Annotated in this window: 21 protein-coding genes; 8 read left to right on the top strand and 13 right to left on the bottom strand. The window is 55.0% G+C overall.

Annotated features, from left to right (window positions below; all coding sequences use genetic code 11):
- Nucleotides 1–214: 214 nt before the first annotated feature.
- On the top strand, nucleotides 215–2206 hold the full coding sequence (gene pdeR, locus WFO70_RS04120; RefSeq protein ID WP_337014775.1) for a cyclic di-GMP phosphodiesterase: 1992 nt from the start codon (nucleotides 215–217) through the stop codon (nucleotides 2204–2206).
- On the opposite strand, the gene WFO70_RS04115 is transcribed toward pdeR, so the two are convergent.
- On the bottom strand, nucleotides 2203–3072 hold the full coding sequence (locus tag WFO70_RS04115) for a crotonase/enoyl-CoA hydratase family protein (protein ID WP_337014774.1): 870 nt from the start codon (nucleotides 3070–3072) through the stop codon (nucleotides 2203–2205). The two genes, pdeR and WFO70_RS04115, sit on opposite strands and share 4 nt — an antisense overlap.
- 192 nt (nucleotides 3073–3264) lie before the next feature.
- Between WFO70_RS04115 and yciZ the strand changes: the two genes are divergently transcribed.
- The 3 genes from yciZ (at nucleotide 3265) to osmB (ending at nucleotide 4751) form a co-directional block, all read left to right on the top strand.
- Complete coding sequence (yciZ, locus tag WFO70_RS04110) at nucleotides 3265–3447, top strand: protein YciZ/DeoL (protein WP_337014773.1); 183 nt, start codon at nucleotides 3265–3267, stop codon at nucleotides 3445–3447.
- Between the two features lie 68 nt (nucleotides 3448–3515).
- Nucleotides 3516–4271: a DNA-binding transcriptional regulator YciT gene (yciT, locus tag WFO70_RS04105; RefSeq protein ID WP_337014772.1), complete on the top strand. Its 756-nt coding sequence runs from the start codon at nucleotides 3516–3518 to the stop codon at nucleotides 4269–4271.
- A 261-nt stretch (nucleotides 4272–4532) separates the two neighbouring features.
- Nucleotides 4533–4751 carry an osmotically-inducible lipoprotein OsmB gene (gene osmB / locus WFO70_RS04100; protein ID WP_032611163.1) on the top strand — a complete coding sequence of 73 codons (219 nt, stop codon included), beginning with the start codon at nucleotides 4533–4535 and terminating at the stop codon, nucleotides 4749–4751.
- 115 nt (nucleotides 4752–4866) lie between these two features.
- Here osmB and yciH read toward each other — a convergent pair whose 3' ends face one another.
- From yciH to pgpB, 5 genes are all read right to left on the bottom strand, one after another.
- Nucleotides 4867–5193: a stress response translation initiation inhibitor YciH gene (gene yciH, locus WFO70_RS04095; protein WP_337014771.1), complete on the bottom strand. Its 327-nt coding sequence runs from the start codon at nucleotides 5191–5193 to the stop codon at nucleotides 4867–4869.
- On the bottom strand, nucleotides 5193–5930 hold the full coding sequence (pyrF, locus tag WFO70_RS04090) for an orotidine-5'-phosphate decarboxylase (RefSeq protein ID WP_337014770.1): 738 nt from the start codon (nucleotides 5928–5930) through the stop codon (nucleotides 5193–5195). The genes yciH and pyrF overlap by 1 nt, the downstream gene beginning before the upstream one ends.
- A 183-nt stretch (nucleotides 5931–6113) precedes the next feature.
- Nucleotides 6114–7283 carry a lipopolysaccharide assembly protein LapB gene (lapB, locus tag WFO70_RS04085; protein ID WP_337014769.1) on the bottom strand — a complete coding sequence of 390 codons (1170 nt, stop codon included), beginning with the start codon at nucleotides 7281–7283 and terminating at the stop codon, nucleotides 6114–6116.
- 6 nt (nucleotides 7284–7289) lie between these two features.
- Nucleotides 7290–7598 carry a LapA family protein gene (locus WFO70_RS04080; protein ID WP_032611172.1) on the bottom strand — a complete coding sequence of 103 codons (309 nt, stop codon included), beginning with the start codon at nucleotides 7596–7598 and terminating at the stop codon, nucleotides 7290–7292.
- A gap of 151 nt (nucleotides 7599–7749) precedes the next feature.
- The gene (pgpB, locus tag WFO70_RS04075; RefSeq protein ID WP_337014768.1) at nucleotides 7750–8514 is read right to left on the bottom strand and encodes a phosphatidylglycerophosphatase B; all 765 of its coding nucleotides are present in this window, start codon (nucleotides 8512–8514) and stop codon (nucleotides 7750–7752) included.
- Nucleotides 8515–8711: 197 nt separating this feature from the next.
- Between pgpB and ribA the strand changes: the two genes are divergently transcribed.
- Entirely contained in the window at nucleotides 8712–9302 is a 591-nt protein-coding gene (gene ribA, locus WFO70_RS04070; protein ID WP_106993149.1) for a GTP cyclohydrolase II, read from the top strand.
- A 45-nt stretch (nucleotides 9303–9347) separates the two neighbouring features.
- Here ribA and acnA read toward each other — a convergent pair whose 3' ends face one another.
- The 6 genes from acnA to topA form a co-directional block, all read right to left on the bottom strand.
- Nucleotides 9348–12023: an aconitate hydratase AcnA gene (gene acnA / locus WFO70_RS04065; RefSeq protein ID WP_337014767.1), complete on the bottom strand. Its 2676-nt coding sequence runs from the start codon at nucleotides 12021–12023 to the stop codon at nucleotides 9348–9350.
- Nucleotides 12024–12191: 168 nt separating this feature from the next.
- On the bottom strand, nucleotides 12192–12290 hold the full coding sequence (gene ymiC, locus WFO70_RS04060) for a small membrane protein YmiC (RefSeq protein ID WP_337016595.1): 99 nt from the start codon (nucleotides 12288–12290) through the stop codon (nucleotides 12192–12194).
- 129 nt (nucleotides 12291–12419) lie between these two features.
- A complete protein-coding gene (locus WFO70_RS04055) occupies nucleotides 12420–12590 on the bottom strand; it encodes a hypothetical protein (protein WP_337014766.1) in 171 nt (56 codons plus the stop codon).
- A gap of 2 nt (nucleotides 12591–12592) precedes the next feature.
- Nucleotides 12593–12733, bottom strand: a complete 141-nt coding sequence (locus WFO70_RS04050) for a YmiA family putative membrane protein (protein ID WP_337014765.1) — start codon at nucleotides 12731–12733, stop codon at nucleotides 12593–12595.
- A 268-nt stretch (nucleotides 12734–13001) separates the two neighbouring features.
- Nucleotides 13002–13976: an HTH-type transcriptional regulator CysB gene (gene cysB / locus WFO70_RS04045; RefSeq protein ID WP_106993152.1), complete on the bottom strand. Its 975-nt coding sequence runs from the start codon at nucleotides 13974–13976 to the stop codon at nucleotides 13002–13004.
- 187 nt (nucleotides 13977–14163) lie between these two features.
- Nucleotides 14164–16758, bottom strand: a complete 2595-nt coding sequence (topA, locus tag WFO70_RS04040; RefSeq protein ID WP_337014764.1) for a type I DNA topoisomerase — start codon at nucleotides 16756–16758, stop codon at nucleotides 14164–14166.
- 396 nt (nucleotides 16759–17154) lie between these two features.
- Here topA and WFO70_RS04035 point away from each other — a divergent pair, with 396 nt between their 5' ends.
- Nucleotides 17155–17406 (top strand): YciN family protein, encoded by a 252-nt coding sequence (locus WFO70_RS04035; RefSeq protein ID WP_337014763.1) that lies wholly within the window; start codon nucleotides 17155–17157, stop codon nucleotides 17404–17406.
- 34 nt (nucleotides 17407–17440) lie between these two features.
- On the opposite strand, the gene sohB is transcribed toward WFO70_RS04035, so the two are convergent.
- A complete protein-coding gene (gene sohB / locus WFO70_RS04030; RefSeq protein ID WP_337014762.1) occupies nucleotides 17441–18487 on the bottom strand; it encodes a protease SohB in 1047 nt (348 codons plus the stop codon).
- A 249-nt stretch (nucleotides 18488–18736) separates the two neighbouring features.
- Between sohB and WFO70_RS04025 the strand changes: the two genes are divergently transcribed.
- Both WFO70_RS04025 and cobO read left to right on the top strand, forming a co-directional pair.
- On the top strand, nucleotides 18737–19498 hold the full coding sequence (locus WFO70_RS04025; protein WP_337014761.1) for a YciK family oxidoreductase: 762 nt from the start codon (nucleotides 18737–18739) through the stop codon (nucleotides 19496–19498).
- Nucleotides 19495–20085 carry a cob(I)yrinic acid a,c-diamide adenosyltransferase gene (gene cobO / locus WFO70_RS04020; RefSeq protein WP_337014760.1) on the top strand — a complete coding sequence of 197 codons (591 nt, stop codon included), beginning with the start codon at nucleotides 19495–19497 and terminating at the stop codon, nucleotides 20083–20085. The genes WFO70_RS04025 and cobO overlap by 4 nt, the downstream gene beginning before the upstream one ends.
- The last annotated feature ends 26 nt before the right edge of the window (nucleotides 20086–20111 follow it).

Raw genomic sequence — 20111 nt, 5'->3', positions numbered from 1 at the left:
CAAAAAGCGATCACAATTATTAGCGACGGGCCGATAGCCGTCATAATGGGTTACAGGAATATTCATTCGTCTGTATCCTTTTTAGCCATTCTCGTTCTAATATAAGAATACCGGGAAAAAACAATAAGTTTAGCTCGGCATCACCGCCGTTTTAGCGCGATTTAACCGACTGGAAATGCACAATCTGTGCAATTAAGTGCGCCTGGGAGAGAGCATGATTGACGATCTGGAGCAAAATTTGCTGTTTCGTTACATGGGCACCCACAGTCCCTGGTGGCGGCTGACGGCGGACAGCAATGCTCTCCATCTTGCGGCCAGTGAAAGCGCCGATACGACGCAAGTTGTCGCTCTGACCGACGAGCAGGCCAGTCATATCCGCCAGATGACGGTGATCACCTCCAGCATTACCATGACGCTCTCCCTGTATGGTACCGAGGTACCCGTGCATCTGGTGGGCCGTAAAATCACGAAAAAAGAGTGGGCCGGCACCGCCTCCGCCTGGCACGACACCTCCGCTGTCGCCCGCGACCTGGCGCAGGGTCTCTCCTTTGCCGAGCAGGTGGTTTCTGAAGCCAACTCGGTTATCGTCATCCTCGACCGGCACGGCAACATTCAACGCTTTAACCGCCTGAGCGAAGAATACACCGGGATGAAAGAGCACGAGGTTATCGGCCAGAACGTGTTCAAACTCTTTATGAGCCGCAGCGAAGCCGCTGCCTCGCGCCGCAATATCAGCGGTTTTTTCCGGGACGGTAGCTCCTATGAAGTGGAGCGCTGGATCAAAACCCGTAAAGGCCAAAGACTGTTTCTGTTTCGTAACAAATTTGTGCACAGCGGCAGCGGCAAAAATGAAATTTTCCTTATCTGTTCCGGGACGGATATCACCGAAGAGCGTCGCGCTCAGGAACGACTCCGGGTGCTCGCCAATACTGATACCATCACCGGGCTGCCAAACCGCAACGCCATCCACGATATGATCAGCGAAGCGATCGACTCGCGCGGCGACACCCAGGTCGGCGTGGTCTATCTTGACCTCGATAACTTCAAAAAAGTGAATGACGCCTACGGGCATATGTTTGGCGATCAGCTTTTACAGGCCGTGGCGCTGGCGATCCTCAGCTGTCTGGAAGATGGTCAGGTGCTGGCCCGTCTGGGCGGGGATGAGTTCATCGTGCTGGCCACCGGCACCTCGCAGGGCGCGCTGGAAGCGATGGCTTCGCGCATTCTCACCCGGCTGCGCCAGGCTTTCCGGATTGGTTTAATCGAAGTCTATACCGGCTGTTCGCTAGGGATCTCCCTCGCCCCGCAGCACGGGACCGATCGTGAAAGCGTGATCCGCAATGCCGATACCGCCATGTATACCGCCAAAGAGAACGGGCGCGGCACCTTTTGCGTCTTCTCCCCGGAGATGAATCAGCGCGTCTTTGAATACCTGTGGCTGGACACCAACCTGCGCAAGGCGCTGGATAATGACCAGCTGGTGATCCACTACCAGCCGAAAATTACCTGGCGGGGCGAGGTGAAAACCCTCGAAGCGCTGGTTCGCTGGCAGTCGCCAGAGCGCGGCCTGATCCCGCCGCTGGAGTTTATCTCTTATGCCGAAGAGTCGGGGCTCATCGTGCCGCTGGGCCGTTGGGTAATGCTGGATGTGGTGCGCCAGGTGGCGAAATGGCGTGATAAAGGCATCAACCTGCGCGTGGCGGTCAACGTCTCTGCCCGCCAGCTGGCGGATCAGACCATATTCAGCGATCTGAAACAGGCGCTGAAAGATCTCAATTTTGAGTACTGCCCGGTTGATGTTGAGCTGACGGAAAGCTGTCTGATTGAAAACGAAGAGCTGGCGCTGTCGGTCATCCAGCAGTTTAGCAAGCTGGGGGCGCAGATCCATCTTGATGACTTCGGTACCGGTTATTCGTCCCTGTCGCAACTGGCCCGATTCCCCATCGATGCCATCAAGCTCGATCAGGCTTTTGTCCGGGATATTCATAAGCAGTCGGTGTCGCAGTCTCTGGTGCGCGCGATTGTTGCCGTTGCCCAGGCGCTTAATTTACAGGTGATTGCCGAAGGGGTCGAAAGCGCGAAAGAAGACGCCTTTCTGACAAAGAATGGCGTCAACGAACGACAGGGTTTTCTTTTTGCTAAGCCCATGCCCGCTGTCGCATTCGAGCGATGGTTTAAACGCTATCAGTCACGCAACGCGCGTTAGCTGGCTTTACGCAGGCCTGATGCGGTGTGGCGATCCTGGAGCTGAACCAGCCGCTGCATATAGGCCACGTCCTTCGCCTGCAGACAGAATGCGGCGTCCACCCAGTCTTCCGTGATGTCCATCAACTCACTGCGCGGCAGTTGCAACACCCGCTGACGGGCGCGCAGCATGGCCCTGACGCCGTTCATTTTAGGCTGTAACGTGTCGATGAAGGTTCGTGTGGCGACGTATCCCTGACCGGGTTCAAACAGCACATCCACCAGCCCCTGCTGCTGATACCACTCCGCCGTGTGTGACTCCCCTTTGTAGATCAGCTCCTCGGCCAGCTTCATGCCTGAACGGCGGGCCACCAGCGAGTAACCTCCCATCCCCGGGAAGAGATTAAAGGCGATTTCCGGGAAGCCCATACGCGCATCACGCTGTGCCAGCAGGAAGTGGTGCGCCAGCGCGGCCTCGAATCCGCCGCCAAGCGCACTGCCCTCCACCATCGACAGGGTAATTGCCCCGGTATCGAAGCCACGTGACGCAGCGTGGACACAGTCCACGCAGGCGCGGGCATAGGCCCGAAGCGCTTCGCGACGACCATTCTCAATACACTCGACAAAGAAGCGCAGATCGCCGCCGGCGTTGTACATCTCCGGTACCAGCGATCCGGTTACCCAAAAATCGACCTCAAACCCGGACTGTCTTACCAGCCAGGAGAGGTTCATGATCTCTTCAATCAAGGCATGATTGAAGCATGGGCGTGGCTGAGCTCGCAGCATCATCCACACGGTGCGTCTTTCCTCTTCATAGTAAGCTGCGAGTTGGGTGAATCGTACAGAATCAGTGAACAGTTTACAGGTAGCCTGATTGATAATTGTCATAGCCTAATTCCTCATAGAAAAAAGCGCCTTGCGCGCAGAAGTAGACTAATCCACTACCCAAGTCCTCTGTATAAAGATGTATGAAAATATCACTACTATTAATGTACTTTCGTTAGCACACTTTTTCCCTTCTCTTTTGCCCGTAATTTCTGCATCATTGAATTTATTCACTTTTCATTTAGGGATGAGATTATGTCTGATATCGATGCACTGCAAGTTGCCCAACGTATTGATACTGTGCTGGATATTCTGGTTGCAGGTGATGTGAACTCTGCTCTGCGTAATCTTGAGATATTAAAATCAGAATTACTGGCTCAGGCTGGCGCGCAGAAAAACGTCGGTGCAGATCGTTCTAAATCGCCGTGGGAAGTTTAAAGGTCGCTGCTGCTCGCGTGGTTATGTCAGTTTTCAACTAACGGCTCAGCCGTTTTAATATGGATGCTATGAATTCCCGACAACAAATAATATTACAGATGGTGATCGACACAGGACGTGTGAGCGTCGTTGATCTGGCTAAAAGCACCGGCGTGTCTGAAGTCACCATCCGCCAGGACCTTAATCTTCTGGAAAAAATGAGTTATCTGCGCCGCGCGCATGGGTATGCCGTGCCGCTCGACAGCGAAGATGTCGAAACGCGCATGATGAATAACTACGCCCTGAAACGTGAACTGGCGGAGTTCGCTGCATCCCTGGTCAACAGCGGCGAAACGGTGTTTATCGAGAACGGCAGCTGCAACGCCCTGCTGGCGCGTACCCTGGCCGAGCAGAAAGAGGATGTCACCATCGTGACAGTGAGCAGCTATATCGCTCATCTTCTGAAAGAGACGCGCAGCGAAGTGATTTTATTGGGCGGCATCTATCAGAAAAAAAGCGAAAGCATGGTTGGCCCGCTGACGCGCCAGTATGTTCAGCAGGTTCATTTCAGCAAAGCCTTTATCGGTATCGATGGCTGGCAGCCGGAGACCGGTTTTACCGGACGGGATATGATGCGTTCGGACGTGGTGAACGCGGTGCTTGAGAAAGGCGCAGAGGCCATTGTCCTGACCGACAGCACCAAATTTGGCGCAGTGCATCCTTATACCATGGGGCCTCTCTCCCGCTTCAGCCGGGTGATCACCGACGAGGCCATCAAAGCGGCTCACAGCGAGACGCTGCAGCGCGACGGCCTGATCGTCGATATTGTCAAAAAACCTGCCTGAAACGTCTCCTACGCCCGCCTCGTCGGGCGTTCTCCCCTGCTCTGCCGCTCTGAGATTATTCTGACCATTCCTTTAAGACTATTTACCTGTTGGATCAGTGATAAAGACGTAGAATTAATGTTAGCGATATAACAGGAAGTGACTATCACCTGCGTGATTTCGTAACGCCTGCGCGAACAGTTTCATGGAAAACTGGCTTAAGAGTTTTACACTTATTAAGCAGAGCTATTTCCGTGGATCACTATTTCAGGAGAATGAGTTATGTCTATTAACAGCAAAAAATTATCCGCTGCTATGCTGGCTGTCACGCTGGCGCTATCATTGAGCGCATGTTCTGGCATGAGCAAACAGAGTCGTAACACCGCGATTGGTGCCGGTGCTGGCGCAATTGGTGGTTCTGTTTTAACTGATGGTAGTGCTCTGGGGACCTTAGGTGGTGCCGCTGTGGGTGGTATTATCGGTCACGAGGTGAGTAAGTAAATAAATACCGATTGCCACTGCAATCCTTTATAAGACACTTGTAGTATCTGGTCTTAGCAGAAAATAGATTATTAAGCCACGGCTCAGGCCGTGGCTTATTCGTTTCTGAGCCGCGTTAACCGCCCGCTAATTTCACTTTCATCCCTTTGGCTTCCAGCAGGGATTTAATCAGATCCCGTTTGTCGCCCTGGATTTCAATGACGCCATCCTTAACTGCCCCACCGCAGCCGCATTTTTTCTTCAGCTCGGCGGCAATAGAAGCCAGGGTAGCATCGTCAGCATCAATGCCGGTCACCAGGCATACGCCCTTCCCTTTACGTCCGCTGGTCTGACGCTGAATGCGTACGATGCCGTCGCCCTTCGGGCGCTCAGGGGCTGCTTTTGGTTCATCGATGCGCCCGGTGTCGGTCGAGTAGACCAGGCGACTATTGGTATCGCGCATTACGCCCCCTTTTGCAGTGATGCGTTGATGGCTTTCAGAGTTTGTGCCGGATCCGCAGACTGGGTCACCGGGCGACCAATAACCATATAATCCACACCCGCCGCCAGCGCCTGCTCCGGGGTCATAATGCGGCGCTGATCGCCGGCATCGCTACCCTGGGGACGAATGCCTGGCGTAACCAGCTTGAAGTCCTGACCGATAACGCTTTTGAAGCGCACCGCTTCCTGAGCTGAGCACACCACACCATCCAACCCGCAGCTATGCGTCAGGCGCGCCAGACGCTCGGCGTGCTCTGCCGGTGACAACGTCACGCCAAGATCCAGCAGGTCGCTGGCTTCCATACTGGTAAGCACGGTAACAGCAATCAGTAACGGCGCATCGTTGCCAAAGGGCAGCAGAGCCTCACGGGCTGCGGTCATCATCCGCGCCCCACCAGAAGCATGAACGTTGACCATCCACACGCCCAGCTCGGCCGCCGCGGCAACCGCATGGGCGGTGGTGTTAGGAATATCGTGGAATTTCAGATCAAGAAAGACATCAAAACCGCGCTGCTGCATGTCACGCACAATTTGCGGGCCAAAGAGCGTGAACATCTCTTTGCCGATTTTCAGGCGGCAGTCGCGCGGGTCAATACGATCAACGAACGCAAGCGCGTTATCGCGATTGTTGTAATCCAGAGCGACTACAACAGGAGATTCAGTAACTGCGCGGGAAGAAGAGGGAGCTACAGACGTCATGACCGGACCTTCTCGTCGATGGGCGCCGCATCGGCGCGGGAATGGTAAACGGCGTGCATTCTACCTGTGCGTCACCGAAATGAACAGGTTCCATTTACATTCCTGCCAGACCGCAGCGCGCACCGTCCAGGCTTAAAGCCCACCCATCAGTATGTTGTAACTAAAATGAGTTTTTTTTAAAAATTATTGCCCATCGAGGCCGCGAATCGGCTTAATGGTGGACCAGGCGCGGCATGACGGACAGTGCCAGTACAGCGTATAGGCGGTAAAACCGCACTTCTGGCAGCGATAGCGTGGCTTGCTGCGGATCTGCTCGCCGACCATGTCACGCAGCACCATCAGGCTCTCTTTGGCGCGCCCCTCTTCCGCATCGTGCAGGTGGTAATCCATCAGCTTGTGGAACACGCGCATGGTGGGATGACGCTGCAGCTGGCGCGTGATGTAGACCTGCGCCGTGTCACTGCCTTCGTGCTGCTGGACCACATCCGCCAGCATCAGCTCCGCATAGGCCCCGGTATTCTCTTCCACGCAGCGACGCAGGAAGGCTACCCACTCTTCCGCCATGCCCAGTTGCTGATAGCAGGTTTGCAGCATCTCAAGGGTTTCGCTGACCAGCTCTTTATCCTGATCGATAACCCGCAGCAGGCTCTCTACCGCTTTCTGGTAATCGCCTTTCGCCATGTACACGCGCCCCATCATGATGGAGACGCGCGCGCTGCTGCGATCGGCGGCAGCGCCTTTGCGCAGAAGCGCCATGGCTTTATCCATGTCTTCATTGCCCATCTGCTGCAGAGCCAGTTCGCAGTAGAAATGGGCGATTTCAACGCGCTGTTTGTCTTTGCCCAGTTTCACCAGACGTTCGGCAACGTCGATTGCTTTCTGCCATTCACTGGTGGCCTGGTAAATCTGCAGGAGTTGTTGCAGGGCGCTGATGCGAAAATCGGTTTCATCCACCAGCTGGTTAAACATCTCTTCGGCGCGATCGTACAGCCCTGCCGCCATGTAGTCACGACCGAGCTGCTGTACGGCCAGCAGACGCTGCTCATAGGTTAATGAGGCGCTTTCCATTAAGGTCTGGTGGATGCGAATGGCGCGGTCAACTTCCCCGCGGGAACGGAACAGATTGCCGAGAGTGAGATGGGCCTCAACGGTGCCGGTGTCCTCTTTCAACATCTCAAGGAACAGATCTACCGCTTTATCCTGTTGGTTGCTCAGAAGGAAGTTAACCCCGGCGACATAGTCGCGTGAAAGGCGGTTAGCTTCATCCTGTTTTGTTTGTTGCGCACTTCTGCGGCCCATATACCAGCCATAGGCTGCGGCTACAGGCAAAAGCAGAAACAACAACTCCAGCATCTTCGATTATTCCTTCGCTACCGGCACACCTGAACTTACCGGAACGTCGGTCGGAGGCGCAATCTGGTATTCAAGACGTTTAATTTTACGTTCGGCGCGGGCCAGTGATACCCGAACTTTCAGCCAGAACAGGCCGCAAATGAGCCAGCCGATCGCAAATCCTGCCGCAAAGAGTACTGCCAGCAGGCTGGAAATCCGATATTCGCCTTGCGCCAGCAGATAATTGAAGGTTACCTGTTGATCGTTTTGCGCACCCAATGTGACGGAAATGACAAAAATCGCCAGCACCAGTAAGAAAATGAGTAAATATTTCACATTACTTCCCGTTATGTGGTTTGAGCGAATAAAGAGTGTTCAACATAGCGTAGCCAGCCTTATAAACTACCATTTTCAGGACGGGCGCGAAACGGAAAAAGCATCGCGCCGCCCTTAGATCTGCGGCTAAATATGAGATTTTCAACCGCTGTCAGCTTTCCTGGTCTCTGTCGGCGATTTCCCGCTTCTCTTCTGTCGGCGGCGTAAGTGGTCCGCAGACGCGCTGAGCAAGCCAGGTGGCGCAGGTGATCAGCAGCCATGACATCAGAGTGGCGACCACCAGGTCACGCGGCCAGTGCATGCCGAGCAGCAGGCGGCTCCCCATCACCCCCGTCGCCCAGACCAGCAGGAAGGCGATGGTCAAGGTGCGCCGACGCGGCCACAGCAGCCCTACCCCCAGTAATGCCCAACTGGCGGCAAACATCGTGTGTCCGGAGGGGAAGGCAAAACCAGTCTCTTTTTGCCAGTGCTTACGTAAAAATGTCGGCACAGCCTGTTGTTCAGTAAGCTGTTCTTTTACCAGCTCACCGCGTTCTTTACGCTTTAAATTGTAGAAGTCGTTGACCGGGACATGGTGCGTTTTTTCCAGCCAGACGACAAACGGACGCGGCTCCTGAACCCGATCTTTCACCAGAGATTTAAGGCCCTGGCCGATCAGGATCACCCCCGCAAGAATAGCAAAGAGCATAATGGCCGCCCGCAGACGAAAACGCAGGCACCACAAAAACCAGCCGCACAACAGCGTGTGCGTAATGATGCCCCAGGGCTGGGTGACCGTCTCCGTGATCCAGAACAGCGCCTTCAACCATCCGCTATTTGCGCCCGGCTGCCACTGCCAGCCGGATATCCACACAGCGACAGGCATAATGAGCAGTACCCCTGCGCCAACCGCCGTACGGCGGGCAATTGAAAGCATGTCATCTCCTTTTTTCGATAAGCCTCACAATCATAACCGAAAAATCAGCCCTGCGTAAAAATGTCGGATTGTGCGTTTAACGTTCGTTAAGCCGGCGGTGATTAGGTGAACCTGTGAAGCTTGTGGCAAAATAAGACAATACCGACAGCCAAACAGGCAACAGACACAAGGCGTGTCAGCATTTTCTGGAGAATCACATGCAGCTTAAACGTGTGGCAGAAGCTAATCTGCCAACCCCCTGGGGCGATTTCCTGATGGTGGGTTTTGAAGAACTGGCAACCGGGCAGGATCACGTTGCGTTAGTGTTCGGGGATACCTCCGGGCAGACGCCAGTGCTTGCCCGCGTCCATTCCGAGTGTTTGACGGGTGACGCCCTGTTTAGCCTGCGCTGCGATTGTGGTTTTCAACTGGAAGCCGCCCTGTCGCACATTGCGGAAGAAGGCCGTGGCATTCTGCTGTATCACCGTCAGGAAGGGCGTAATATCGGCCTGCTGAACAAGATCCGCGCCTATGCCCTGCAGGATCAGGGGTACGACACCGTGGAAGCTAACCATCAGTTAGGCTTTGCTGCCGACGAACGTGATTTCACCCTCTGCGCCGATATGTTCAAGCTGCTGGGCGTGGACGAAGTGCGTCTGCTAACCAATAACCCGCGTAAGGTCGAGATCCTGACCGAAGCGGGGATCAACATCGTCGAACGTGTGCCGCTGATCGTAGGTCGTAACCCAAACAACGAGCACTATCTGGATACCAAAGCGGCGAAGCTTGGGCATCTGCTCAGCGAGTAAAAAAAACAGCCCGGCAGCGCCACGCGTGCCGGGCTGGTCACAGCCTTAATTCAGCATATTACGAATGACATAGTGCAGGATGCCGTCGTTCTGGTAGTAGGTCAGCTCCGTCGCGGTATCAATACGACAGCGACAGTTCACGACTTCAGTTTGCCCATCCGCTCGCGTCAGTTTGACCGGCACGGTGGCGCCAGGCGTCAGATTTTGCAGATCCGCAATATCAATACGCTCTTCCCCGGTCAGCCCCAGCGTTTTACGTGATGTCCCCTGCGGGAACTCCAGCGGTAAAATCCCCATCCCGATCAGGTTCGAACGGTGAATACGTTCAAACGACTCGGCGATCACCACGCGCACGCCCAGCAGCCTTGGCCCTTTTGCTGCCCAGTCGCGGCTGGAACCGGAACCGTACTCTTTCCCGGCAATCACCGCCAGCGGGGTGCCTTCCTGCTGATACTTCATGGCGGCATCGTAAATCGAGATCACTTCCGTGCCCGGCAGATGACGGGTCATCCCACCTTCAACGCCGGGAACCATTTCGTTGCGGATGCGAATATTGGCAAAGGTGCCGCGCATCATCACCTCATGGTTACCGCGACGGGAACCGTAGGAGTTGAAGTCACGTCGCTCCACGCCACGGCTCTGCAGATACCGTCCTGCCGGGCTGTCCGCTTTAATGCTGCCCGCCGGGGAGATGTGGTCGGTGGTCACCGAGTCCCCCAGGATAGCCAGCATCCGCGCGCCATGGATATCTTCCAGCGGTTTGGGTTCTGCCAGCATCTCGTCGAAGAAAGGCGACAGGCGGATGTAGGTAGAATCATCCTGCCAGCTGTAGGTATCCGAGCGCGCCACCTCAATGGTTTTCCACTCCGGCGTACCTTCGAACACTTCGGCATACTCTTTGCGGAACATGTCCGTGGAGACTTTTTCCACCGCGAGCGCGATCTCCTGCGCCGACGGCCAGATATCTTTCAGATAAACCGGATCCCCTTTGCGATCGTGACCCAGCGGCTCGGTTGCGAGGTTGATATTCATGTTACCGGCCAGCGCATAAGCCACGACCAGCGGCGGTGACGCCAGCCAGTTGGTTTTCACCAGCGGATGAATACGGCCTTCAAAGTTACGGTTGCCCGACAGCACCGCCCCGACCGTCAGATCGCCCTGCTTGATCGCCGTCTCGATAGGATCCGGCAGTGGCCCGGAGTTACCGATACAGGTAGTACAGCCGTAGCCGACCAGGTTAAAGCCCAGCTCGTCCAGGTAGGGTGTTAATCGGGCCTGGGCCAGATAATCTGAGACCACTTTGGAGCCCGGGGCCAGCGAGGCTTTGACCCACGGCTGGCGTTTCAGGCCGAGGGTAACGGCTTTTTTCGCCAGCAGCCCGGCCGCCATCAGCACGCTGGGGTTAGAGGTGTTGGTGCAGGAGGTAATGGCCGCGATCACCACCGCGCCATCCGGGAGCTGATACTGATGGCCGTTCATAACATAATCAATAGGCCGACGATCTTTCTGCGCGCTGTTAACCTCAAGCTCATTGCTGGCGGCAAACGCCTTCGGCACGTCCGGCAGGGCTACCCGATCCTGAGGACGCTTCGGCCCGGCGAGGCTGGCTTCAACTTCTCCCATATCCAGTGCCAGAGTGCTGGTGAATACCGGTTCATCACCGGTGTTACGCCACATTCCCTGCGCTTTAGCATAGGCTTCGACCAGCTCGACCTGTTCGCTGCTGCGCCCGCTGAGGCGCATATACTCCAGCGTCACGCCGTCAATCGGGAAGAAGCCGCAGGTCGCACCGTATTCCGGCGCCATGTTGGCGATGGTGGCCCGATCCGCCAGCGGCAACGAATCAAGCCCGTCACCGTAAAATTCAACAAATTTGCCCACCACACCGTGCTTGCGCAGCATCTGGGTTACGGTGAGCACCAGATCGGTGGCGGTGATCCCTTCGCGCAGTTTGCCGGTCAGCTTAAAGCCGACCACATCAGGGATCAGCATCGACACCGGCTGGCCAAGCATGGCGGCCTCGGCTTCGATACCCCCTACCCCCCAGCCCAGCACGCCAAGCCCGTTGATCATGGTGGTGTGCGAATCGGTGCCGACCAGCGTATCCGGGTAGGCCACCCACTCTTTATCCTGCAGTTCGCTCCACACCGCCTTGCCGAGGTATTCAAGATTGACCTGGTGGCAAATGCCGGTGCCGGGTGGAACAACGCTGAAGCGGCTGAAGGCCTGCTGGCCCCACTTCAGAAAGACATAACGCTCGTGGTTACGCTCCATCTCCAGGCGAACGTTCTCTTCAAACGCCTCATCGTCGCCAAAGTGGTCCACGGTCACCGAGTGGTCAATCACCAGATCCACTGGGGAAAGCGGATTGACTTTGGCGGTGTCCCCGCCAAGACGTTTGACCGCCTCGCGCATCGCCGCCAGGTCGACCACCGCCGGGACGCCAGTAAAATCCTGCATCAGGACCCTGGCCGGACGATAGGCTATCTCCCGGTCGGCATGGGCATTTTGCAGCCATCCGGCGAGGGCGTGAATGTCCTCAGCGGTGACAGAGACCTCGTCCTGCCAGCGCAGGAGATTTTCCAGTAACACTTTAAGCGACTTGGGTAAACGGTCGATGTCTCCAAGTTCCCTGGCGGCCAGCGGCAGGCTGTAGTAGTGATAGGTTTTATTCTCGGCCTGCAGTGTGTCCTTACTGGCTTCGCGTAAGGTTAACGACATAAGCTCCTCCTTAATTACCGGGATTGCGATACCCTGACCTTTATCAGGGCCGTAATTAAAGATAACACATCGTCACCGTAACGATTTGATAACAACCCAAATGGACAAATTTGCAGAGAAAAGGAGAGGTCAAAAAGAAAAAGCCCCGCATTCGCGAGGCTGTATTTTTCAGTGTAGGGTGAGCCAGATAAGCTGGTACCAGAAGAGAATCGACAGAGAGAAGGCGGCGATCCACGACCAGTATTTGACTCCGGATATATTATTCATCATTGTGACACCCGTCTTTATTTATTTGTTTACGGCTGAGTCTGGCTCAGTTCGGTATTGCTGAAGTGTATTTATTAAAGAGTACAAAAGCGCACCGGATTATTAATGCACTACGCCCGAACGGCATAATTATTGTTTTTTACTATCGTCTTCTGCGAACGAATCAATGAAAGCTTGCTGCTGCGGTGACAGCGTCCAGGAAGCAGGTACCTGAGCGGTGACTTCTTTACGGACTTTGCGGCGAGTGTCACGTTGCTGACACATAGGTTTCACTGCTTCACTGCGCCCCTGTACCGTCATAGTTAACCCCAGAATTTCCAGATCAGTAACGCCACTACCACCCAAAACAGCGTGGAACCGAGAAACACCGCCAGCCAGGCTTTGCGCTTGAGCCCTGGATCCCGTTGCGGCTCATGACTTCCTGACGGCATTGCTAACCCCATACAATCGACTTTGCTTATCATTTGGCTACCAAACAATTGGTATAAGTAATCATCACTGAGATAAATCCTAAAGAAACTTTAGTTGAAAATCCAGCGAATTTACGAATCGTATACGGGGAAATATTTAATCTTTTGAGCGGATATATATAAATGAAACGAGGGATTTGCGTAGCGGCTATTTATTTTCTATTTTAGTTGCCTTTTTGTTACCGGGTCTGACAAAACGGCAATAACGGTATCTTTCCCGCAGGAAAGATACCGGATGGGATTATTTTTCTGGCAGCTTAATATCTTTAAACATCGCTTCGATGTCTTCGTTAGAGCGCAGCGCCACTGCCGTATCCACCACATCGCGGGTTAAATGCGGTGCGAATCGCTGAATGAAATCATACATATAGCTACGCAGGAAGGTGCTGCGGCGGAAACCTATTTTGGTGGTGCTGTGGCCAAACACACCCTGGGTATCCAGGCGCACCAGGTCGGGATCGGCTATCGGATCCACTGCCATGCTGGCAATCACCCCTACTCCCAGCCCCAGCCGCACGTAGGTTTTGATCACGTCGGCATCGGTGGCGGTAAAGACGATGCGTGGCGTCAAGCCTGCGCGATTGAAGGCGGTATCCAATTCCGAACGGCCGGTAAAGCCAAAGGTGTAGGTCACCAACGGATACTGAGCAAGCTCTTCGATTGACACCGAGGTTTTGGCCGCCAGCGGATGTTCCGGGGTCACCACGATCGAACGGTTCCAGTGATAGCAAGGCAGCATCACCAGATCGTCGTAAAGATGCAGCGCTTCGGTGGCGATAGCGAAGTCCGCATTGCCTTTGGAGACCGCTTCAGCAATCTGCGTCGGCGAGCCCTGATGCATATGCAGCGAAACGCGAGGGTAGCGCTCGATAAACCCTTTAATCACGCCTGGCAGAGCGTAGCGCGCCTGGGTGTGAGTGGTAGCGATATAGAGCGAGCCTTTGTCAGGCCAGGTGTGCTCACCCGCCACGGATTTGATGGCATCAACCTTCGACAGCACTTCGCGGGCGATACGGATAATCTCCTGCCCCGCTGGCGTTACCTGGGTAAGATGTTTACCGCTGCGGGCGAAAATCTGGATCCCCAGCTCATCTTCAAGCATACGAACCTGCTTACTGATACCGGGTTGCGAAGTATAAAGACCTTCTGCGGTCGAAGAGACGTTAAGGTTGTGGTTGACCACCTCAACGATATAGCGAAGCTGCTGTAGTTTCATGCCGGACCATCCGATTGAGCGCACACGGGCAATCGCTTAAGACGATTTGATAATAAGAAAAGGGTTAACTATAACCACTATATCATTTATATCATTGCTGTATAGCCCGTAACAAAAAATAATAACAGGGCAATAAAAAAGGGCCGGAAGTCCGGCCCTTTCAAAGGTAAGTCGCGGTAATTAAGGCTTATTTCTTGCCTTCAACCCATTTCCCGTCAACATAAAATGCTGACCAACCGGTCGCTTTACCGTCCTTTTCAGCAGCAACATACTGCTGCTTGGTTTTACGGCTAAAACGCACAACCGTTTTATTACCTTCCGGATCCTGCTGTGGCGCATCGGCCAGATAGCGCAGCTTTTCAGCCAGGCGATCGCGGAAGCGGAACAGCTCTTCTACCAGCGGTGCACGGGTTTCACGCGATTTCGGGAAGGTGTTAGCCGCCAGGAAGACCCCCGCCGCACCGTCACGCAGGACGAAGTAGGCGTCGGACTTCTCGCACGGCAGCTCCGGCAAGGGAACCGGATCTTCCTTCGGCGGTGCCACTTCACCGTTACGCAGGATCTTACGCGTGTTTTTGCATTCTTCGTTGGTGCAGGCCATGTACTTACCAAAACGCCCCATCTTCAGGTGCATTTCAGAACCACATTTTTCACACTCCACGATCGGACCGTCATAGCCCTTAATGCGGAACTCGCCCTCTTCGATCTCGTAACCGTCGCAGGTCGGGTTGTTACCGCAGACATGCAGCTTACGTTTCGGATCGATGAGGTAGCTGTCCATTGCTGTGCCGCATTTATTACAGCGGCGCTTAGCGCGTAATGCGTTGGTTTCCGCATCGTCGCCTTCCAGCACGTTCAGCACTTCGTTTTCCGGCACCAGGTTGATGGTGGTCTTACAGCGCTCTTTCGGCGATAAGGCATACCCTGAGCAGCCGAGGAACACGCCGGTGGTGGCAGTACGGATACCCATCTTGCGACCGCAGGTCGGACAGTCGATGCTGGTCAGCACCATCTGGTTCGGCTGCATGCCACCCTCTTCAGGGTCTTTCTCTGCTTTTTCCAGCTGCTTGGTGAAGTCGCCGAAGAAGCTGTCGAGCACCTTCTTCCACTCGGCTTCGTGGTTAGCCACCTGGTCAAGGCTGTTTTCCATCTGCGCGGTGAAGTCGTAATTCATCAGCTCGCGGAAGTTAGCTTCCAGACGATCGGTAACGATTTCACCCATTTTCTCGGCATAGAAACGGCGGTTTTCCGTACGTACATAGCCACGATCCTGAATGGTCGAAATGATCGACGCATAGGTGGACGGACGACCGATACCGCGTTTTTCCAGCTCTTTCACCAGCGAGGCTTCGCTGAAGCGTGCCGGCGGCTTGGTGAAATGCTGGGCCGGCGTCAGTTCAACCAGGGAGAGTTCATCTCCGGCGTTGACCGCTGGCAGGGTTTTGTCTTCATCACCCTTACGCAGCGCTGGCATCACTTTGGTCCAGCCATCGAAACGCAGAATACGGCCACGCGCTTTCAGGCGGAAATCACCCGCACCGACGGTGAGCGTGGTGGAGTCGTACTGCGCTGGCGTCATCTGACAGGCGACAAACTGGCGCCAGATCAGCTGATACAGCTTCTGCGCATCGGCTTCCATATCCTTCAGGGATTCCGCCAGCACAGCCACGTCAGAAGGACGAATCGCTTCGTGCGCTTCCTGCGAGTTCTCTTTGCTGTTGTACTGGTTGGCGCTCTCCGGCAGATATTTCTTACCGAAGTTATCGCCGATGTAATCGCGCACCATGTTCACTGCGTCCTGGCTCAGGTTGGTGGAGTCAGTACGCATATAAGTAATGTGACCCGCTTCATACAGACGCTGAGCCATCATCATGGTTTTCTTGACGCCGTAACCCAGACGGGTGCTTGCCGCCTGCTGCAGCGTGGAAGTGATAAACGGCGCGCCCGGCTTGCTGCTGGTCGGTTTGTCTTCACGATCCAGCACCTGATAACGGGCTTTCTCCAGCAGTGCCACCGCAGCCATCGTCTGCTCACGGTTTTCAGGGCGGAACGGCTTATCGTTCTGGTGCGACACTTCCAGCGGCAGGGTATCGCCACCCGGAGTGGTCACGCTGGCGTCAATTTCCCAGAATTCTTCTGGCACAAACGCTTTGATTTCGCGTTCACGTTCCACCACCAGACGCACGGCCACAGACTGTACGCGGCCTGCAGACAGGCCACGGGCAATCTTTTTCCACAGCAGTGGAGAGACCATGTAACCCACGACGCGGTCCATAAAACGGCGCGCCTGCTGTGCGTTAACGCGGTCGATATTCAGCTCGCCTGGCTTTTCAAAAGCCTGACGGATCGCGTTTTTAGTAATTTCGTTAAACACCACGCGGCTGTAGCGGGTGTCATCTCCCCCGATCACTTCCCGCAGGTGCCATGCAATGGCCTCCCCTTCGCGGTCAAGGTCGGTTGCGAGATAGATGTGGTCGGCTTTTTCCGCCAGCTGTTTCAGCTCGGAGACGACTTTCTCTTTACCCGGCAGCACTTCGTACTGTGCCTGCCAGCTATCCCACGGGTTAACCCCCATGCGATTTACGAGCGCGCTACGTTCATCCTTTTTAGGCTTTTTGGCCCCTTTGGTGGAGGTAGAGTCGGCGCTCTTCTTGGCTGAGCCACTGGTCGGCAGATCGCGGATATGACCGACGCTGGACTTAACCACGTAGTCACTACCCAGATACTTATTGATCGTTTTGGCTTTTGCCGGGGACTCAACGATAACGAGAGCTTTACCCATATTCACCTTTACCTAATTTGTTTCTTCCAGGAATACGTCGCGTGAGTTCACCTTCCACTGGCGACGAGACATCTATATAACGACGCCATCAGTGGATATCAACCCCCATTCGAACCAGTCGCCAAAAACGACCTCAGCCAGGTGGTTGAGTTTACGGGCTTTTTCTCGCTCCGGTGTGACTGCACGACGAGATTTAGGTCGAATGTCAAGCAAATCTATTGCCAGAATGACGAAAGCGCACACTCTACCTGATAAAATCCGTTACGCAACTTTATTAGCATGCAAAAGCAAATCACGCCAGCGCTGTCCGTCTTGCCCTGCATGCCTGAAAACGGGGAAAATTTGCTCCCGGGACCGCGTCGGCGTAGACTAATATCACTGTTTAAGGAGGGGATAATGCAGCAAACTACCCAACCCATTGACCGCGCAACGCTGCTTGTTGAAGCAAATAAACTCATTCGTGAACACGAAGACACCCTTGCAGGGATCGAAGCCACTGGAGTGGAACAGCGCAACGGCGTGCTGGTGTTCAGCGGCGAGTACTTTCTTGATGAGCAGGGGTTACCTACCCCACGCAGCACGGCGGTATTCAACATGTTTAAATACCTGGCCCATGCGCTCTCAGAAAAGTATCACCTGGTCGATTAAAACAAAACGCGAGGCACTGGCCTCGCGTTTTTAGTTACAGCAGGGGTTTTTGTCCACGCTGTAGCCAGCGTAGCAGCAGCCGATCCGCACTCTCCGCGGCACTGTTGGTAAAGCGATCCATCAGCTTTTTCTTCCGGGTATAGCGCACGCCCACCAGCTCGCGGCCCTCCATCAGCCCCAGCAGCAGATCGTCGCTGGTCCCGACCTGGTCCACCAGCCCCTTCTCCAGCGCCTGAGTGCCGTACCAGTGTTCACCCGTTGCCACCTGCTCAATATCAAGCGAAGGACGCATCTGGTGCACAAAGCTTTTAAACAGCTGGTGGGTGTCATTAAGATCTTCGCGGAACTTCTGCCGCCCTTCTTCAGTATTTTCGCCGAGCAGCGTCAGGGTACGCTTGTACTGACCCGCCGTATGCAGCTCAACGTCAATATCTTTGTTTTTCAGGAAACGATTGAAGTTCGGGATCTGAGCCACTACGCCAATCGAACCAATAATAGAGAAAGGCGCGGCAACGATTTTATCGGCCACGCAGGCCATCATATAGCCACCGCTGGCCGCGACCTTATCCACCGCCACCGTCAGCGGGATCTGCTTATCACGCAGACGTTGCAGCTGCGAGGAAGCCAGCCCGTAGCCGTGCACCACCCCACCGGGGCTTTCGAGACGCAGCACAACCTGATCTTCAGCTCTGGCCACAGCCAGCACGGCGGTGATCTCTTCGCGCAGGGATGAGACCTCATGCGCATCCATGCTGCCTTTAAAATCCAGCACGTAGACCCGCGGTTTTGCCGCCTCCGGGCTTTGCTCCAGCTTTGCTTTCTGCTTTGCGGCTTTGGCATCCAGCTTGTGCTTTTTCTTCTGCGCTTTGTGCCACAGTTTTTGCTGATGTGGGTCGAGCAGCGCCACCGACATCTCTTCCTGCATCTCCGTGTACTGCTCGCTTAACCGGGTAATCCGCAACTCGCCGCGCTGACGTTTGCGCTGCGTCAGGTTGACAATCAGCACGGCGATCACCGCAATGGCAATCACTACCGTTGCAATTTTGGCCAGAAATAAACCGTATTCAGAAAGTAATTCCACGCATCCACCTTGGTTTAACCACTTGTTTTCTCACCCAGTGTACAACAGCCTCCGCCAGGCGTCTCGCACCTGACGATAACCTTGCGAGGCGTCTTCAGGAATGTTTATTTATGAATGAAATCTTTGCAAATTGTTAATTTTACAGCGAACTCACCGGTAGACTGATTGTAATCAGGCGCGCTTTCGGGCATAAAGCCGAAAAGAGACCGCACAGCATGGGCCGCGCCAACGCGCGCCCGAGGAGTGACCTTGCACTATCAACCCAAAAAAGATTTACTGCAAAACCGTATCATCCTGGTCACCGGTGCCAGCGATGGTATAGGCCGTGAGGCGGCGCTGACCTACGCCCGCCATGGCGCTCGCGTCATTCTGTTGGGGCGTAATGAAGAAAAACTGCGCGACGTCGCGCAGGCGATCGCCAGCGAGGGCGGTGCACCGACGCGTGAATATACTCTCGACCTGTTAAACTGTACTCCGGAGGAGTGCCAGCAGCTTGCCCGGCGTATCGCCGAAGAGTATCCGCGTCTGGACGGGGTGTTGCACAATGCCGGATTCCTTGGTGAAGTGCGCCCGATGGAGGAGCAGACTCCGGAGATCTGGCAGCAGGTGATGCAGGTCAACGTCAATGGCACCTTTTTCCTCACCCAGGCACTGCTTCCTTTATTACTGCAGTCCGATTCCGGCTCGCTGGTGTTCACCTCCTCCAGCGTAGGGCGCCAGGGACGGGCCAACTGGGGTGCCTATGCCGCCTCGAAATTTGCCACCGAAGGGATGATGCAGGTGCTGGCCGAGGAGTATCAAAGCCGCCACCTGCGCGTGAACTGCATTAATCCTGGCGGCACGCGCACCGGCATGCGCGCCAGCGCGTTCCCGACAGAAGATCCGCTTAAACTAAAAACCCCTGCCGATATCATGCCGCTCTATCTGTGGCTGATGGGCGATGACAGTCGCCGCAAAACCGGCATGACCTTTGATGCCCAACCCGGCCGTAAACCAGGAATATCGCAATGAGTGATGAACGTCATCAGCAGCGCCAGCAGCGCCTGAAAGAGCAGGTCGATGCCCGCGTTGCCGCCGCACAGGATGAGCGTGGGATTATTATTGTCTTTACCGGCAACGGTAAAGGCAAAACCACTGCCGCCTTTGGTACGGCGACCCGCGCCGTCGGTCACGGGCAAAAGGTGGGCGTGATCCAGTTCATCAAAGGTGAGTGGCCGAATGGTGAGCGTAATCTGCTCGAGCCTCATGGAGTGGAGTTTCAGGTGATGGCGACCGGTTTTACCTGGGATACCCAGAACCGCGACACCGACACCGCCGCCTGTCTGACCGTCTGGGAGCAGGCGAAGCGCATGCTGGCAGACCCGTCGCTCAACCTGGTGCTGCTGGATGAGATCACCTACATGGTGGCTTACGACTACCTGCCCTTGCAGGAGGTGGTGGATGCGCTTAACAACCGTCCGACGCACCAGACGGTGATTGTCACCGGGCGCGGCTGTCATCGGGATATACTGGAGATGGCGGATACGGTGAGCGAGTTACGCCCGGTCAAACATGCCTTTGATGCTGGCGTGAAGGCGCAAATCGGTATCGACTATTAAGAAAAAACCCGGCGATGCCGGGTTTT

Source organism: Leclercia sp. AS011, from assembly GCF_037152535.1.
In the GTDB taxonomy this organism is placed as follows: domain Bacteria; phylum Pseudomonadota; class Gammaproteobacteria; order Enterobacterales; family Enterobacteriaceae; genus Enterobacter.
This window is presented reverse-complemented; position numbering and strand designations above follow the sequence as displayed.

Excerpts from the sequence above, each read along its gene's own strand:
- yciH (WP_337014771.1), bottom strand. The coding sequence starts at position 5,193 with ATGCGCGATACCAATAGTCGCCTGGTCTACTCGACCGACACCGGGCGC.
- acnA (WP_337014767.1), bottom strand. The coding sequence starts at position 12,023 with ATGTCGTTAACCTTACGCGAAGCCAGTAAGGACACACTGCAGGCCGAG.
- yciT (WP_337014772.1), top strand. The coding sequence starts at position 3,516 with ATGAATTCCCGACAACAAATAATATTACAGATGGTGATCGACACAGGA.
- WFO70_RS04115 (WP_337014774.1), bottom strand. The coding sequence starts at position 3,072 with ATGACAATTATCAATCAGGCTACCTGTAAACTGTTCACTGATTCTGTA.
- pyrF (WP_337014770.1), bottom strand. The coding sequence starts at position 5,930 with ATGACGTCTGTAGCTCCCTCTTCTTCCCGCGCAGTTACTGAATCTCCT.
- lapB (WP_337014769.1), bottom strand. The coding sequence starts at position 7,283 with ATGCTGGAGTTGTTGTTTCTGCTTTTGCCTGTAGCCGCAGCCTATGGC.
- ribA (WP_106993149.1), top strand. The coding sequence starts at position 8,712 with ATGCAGCTTAAACGTGTGGCAGAAGCTAATCTGCCAACCCCCTGGGGC.
- WFO70_RS04055 (WP_337014766.1), bottom strand. The coding sequence starts at position 12,590 with ATGACGGTACAGGGGCGCAGTGAAGCAGTGAAACCTATGTGTCAGCAA.
- topA (WP_337014764.1), bottom strand. The coding sequence starts at position 16,758 with ATGGGTAAAGCTCTCGTTATCGTTGAGTCCCCGGCAAAAGCCAAAACG.
- WFO70_RS04035 (WP_337014763.1), top strand. The coding sequence starts at position 17,155 with ATGCAGCAAACTACCCAACCCATTGACCGCGCAACGCTGCTTGTTGAA.
- WFO70_RS04050 (WP_337014765.1), bottom strand. The coding sequence starts at position 12,733 with ATGGGGTTAGCAATGCCGTCAGGAAGTCATGAGCCGCAACGGGATCCA.
- cysB (WP_106993152.1), bottom strand. The coding sequence starts at position 13,976 with ATGAAACTACAGCAGCTTCGCTATATCGTTGAGGTGGTCAACCACAAC.
- pgpB (WP_337014768.1), bottom strand. The coding sequence starts at position 8,514 with ATGCTTTCAATTGCCCGCCGTACGGCGGTTGGCGCAGGGGTACTGCTC.
- ymiC (WP_337016595.1), bottom strand. The coding sequence starts at position 12,290 with ATGAATAATATATCCGGAGTCAAATACTGGTCGTGGATCGCCGCCTTC.
- pdeR (WP_337014775.1), top strand. The coding sequence starts at position 215 with ATGATTGACGATCTGGAGCAAAATTTGCTGTTTCGTTACATGGGCACC.
- osmB (WP_032611163.1), top strand. The coding sequence starts at position 4,533 with ATGTCTATTAACAGCAAAAAATTATCCGCTGCTATGCTGGCTGTCACG.
- cobO (WP_337014760.1), top strand. The coding sequence starts at position 19,495 with ATGAGTGATGAACGTCATCAGCAGCGCCAGCAGCGCCTGAAAGAGCAG.
- yciZ (WP_337014773.1), top strand. The coding sequence starts at position 3,265 with ATGTCTGATATCGATGCACTGCAAGTTGCCCAACGTATTGATACTGTG.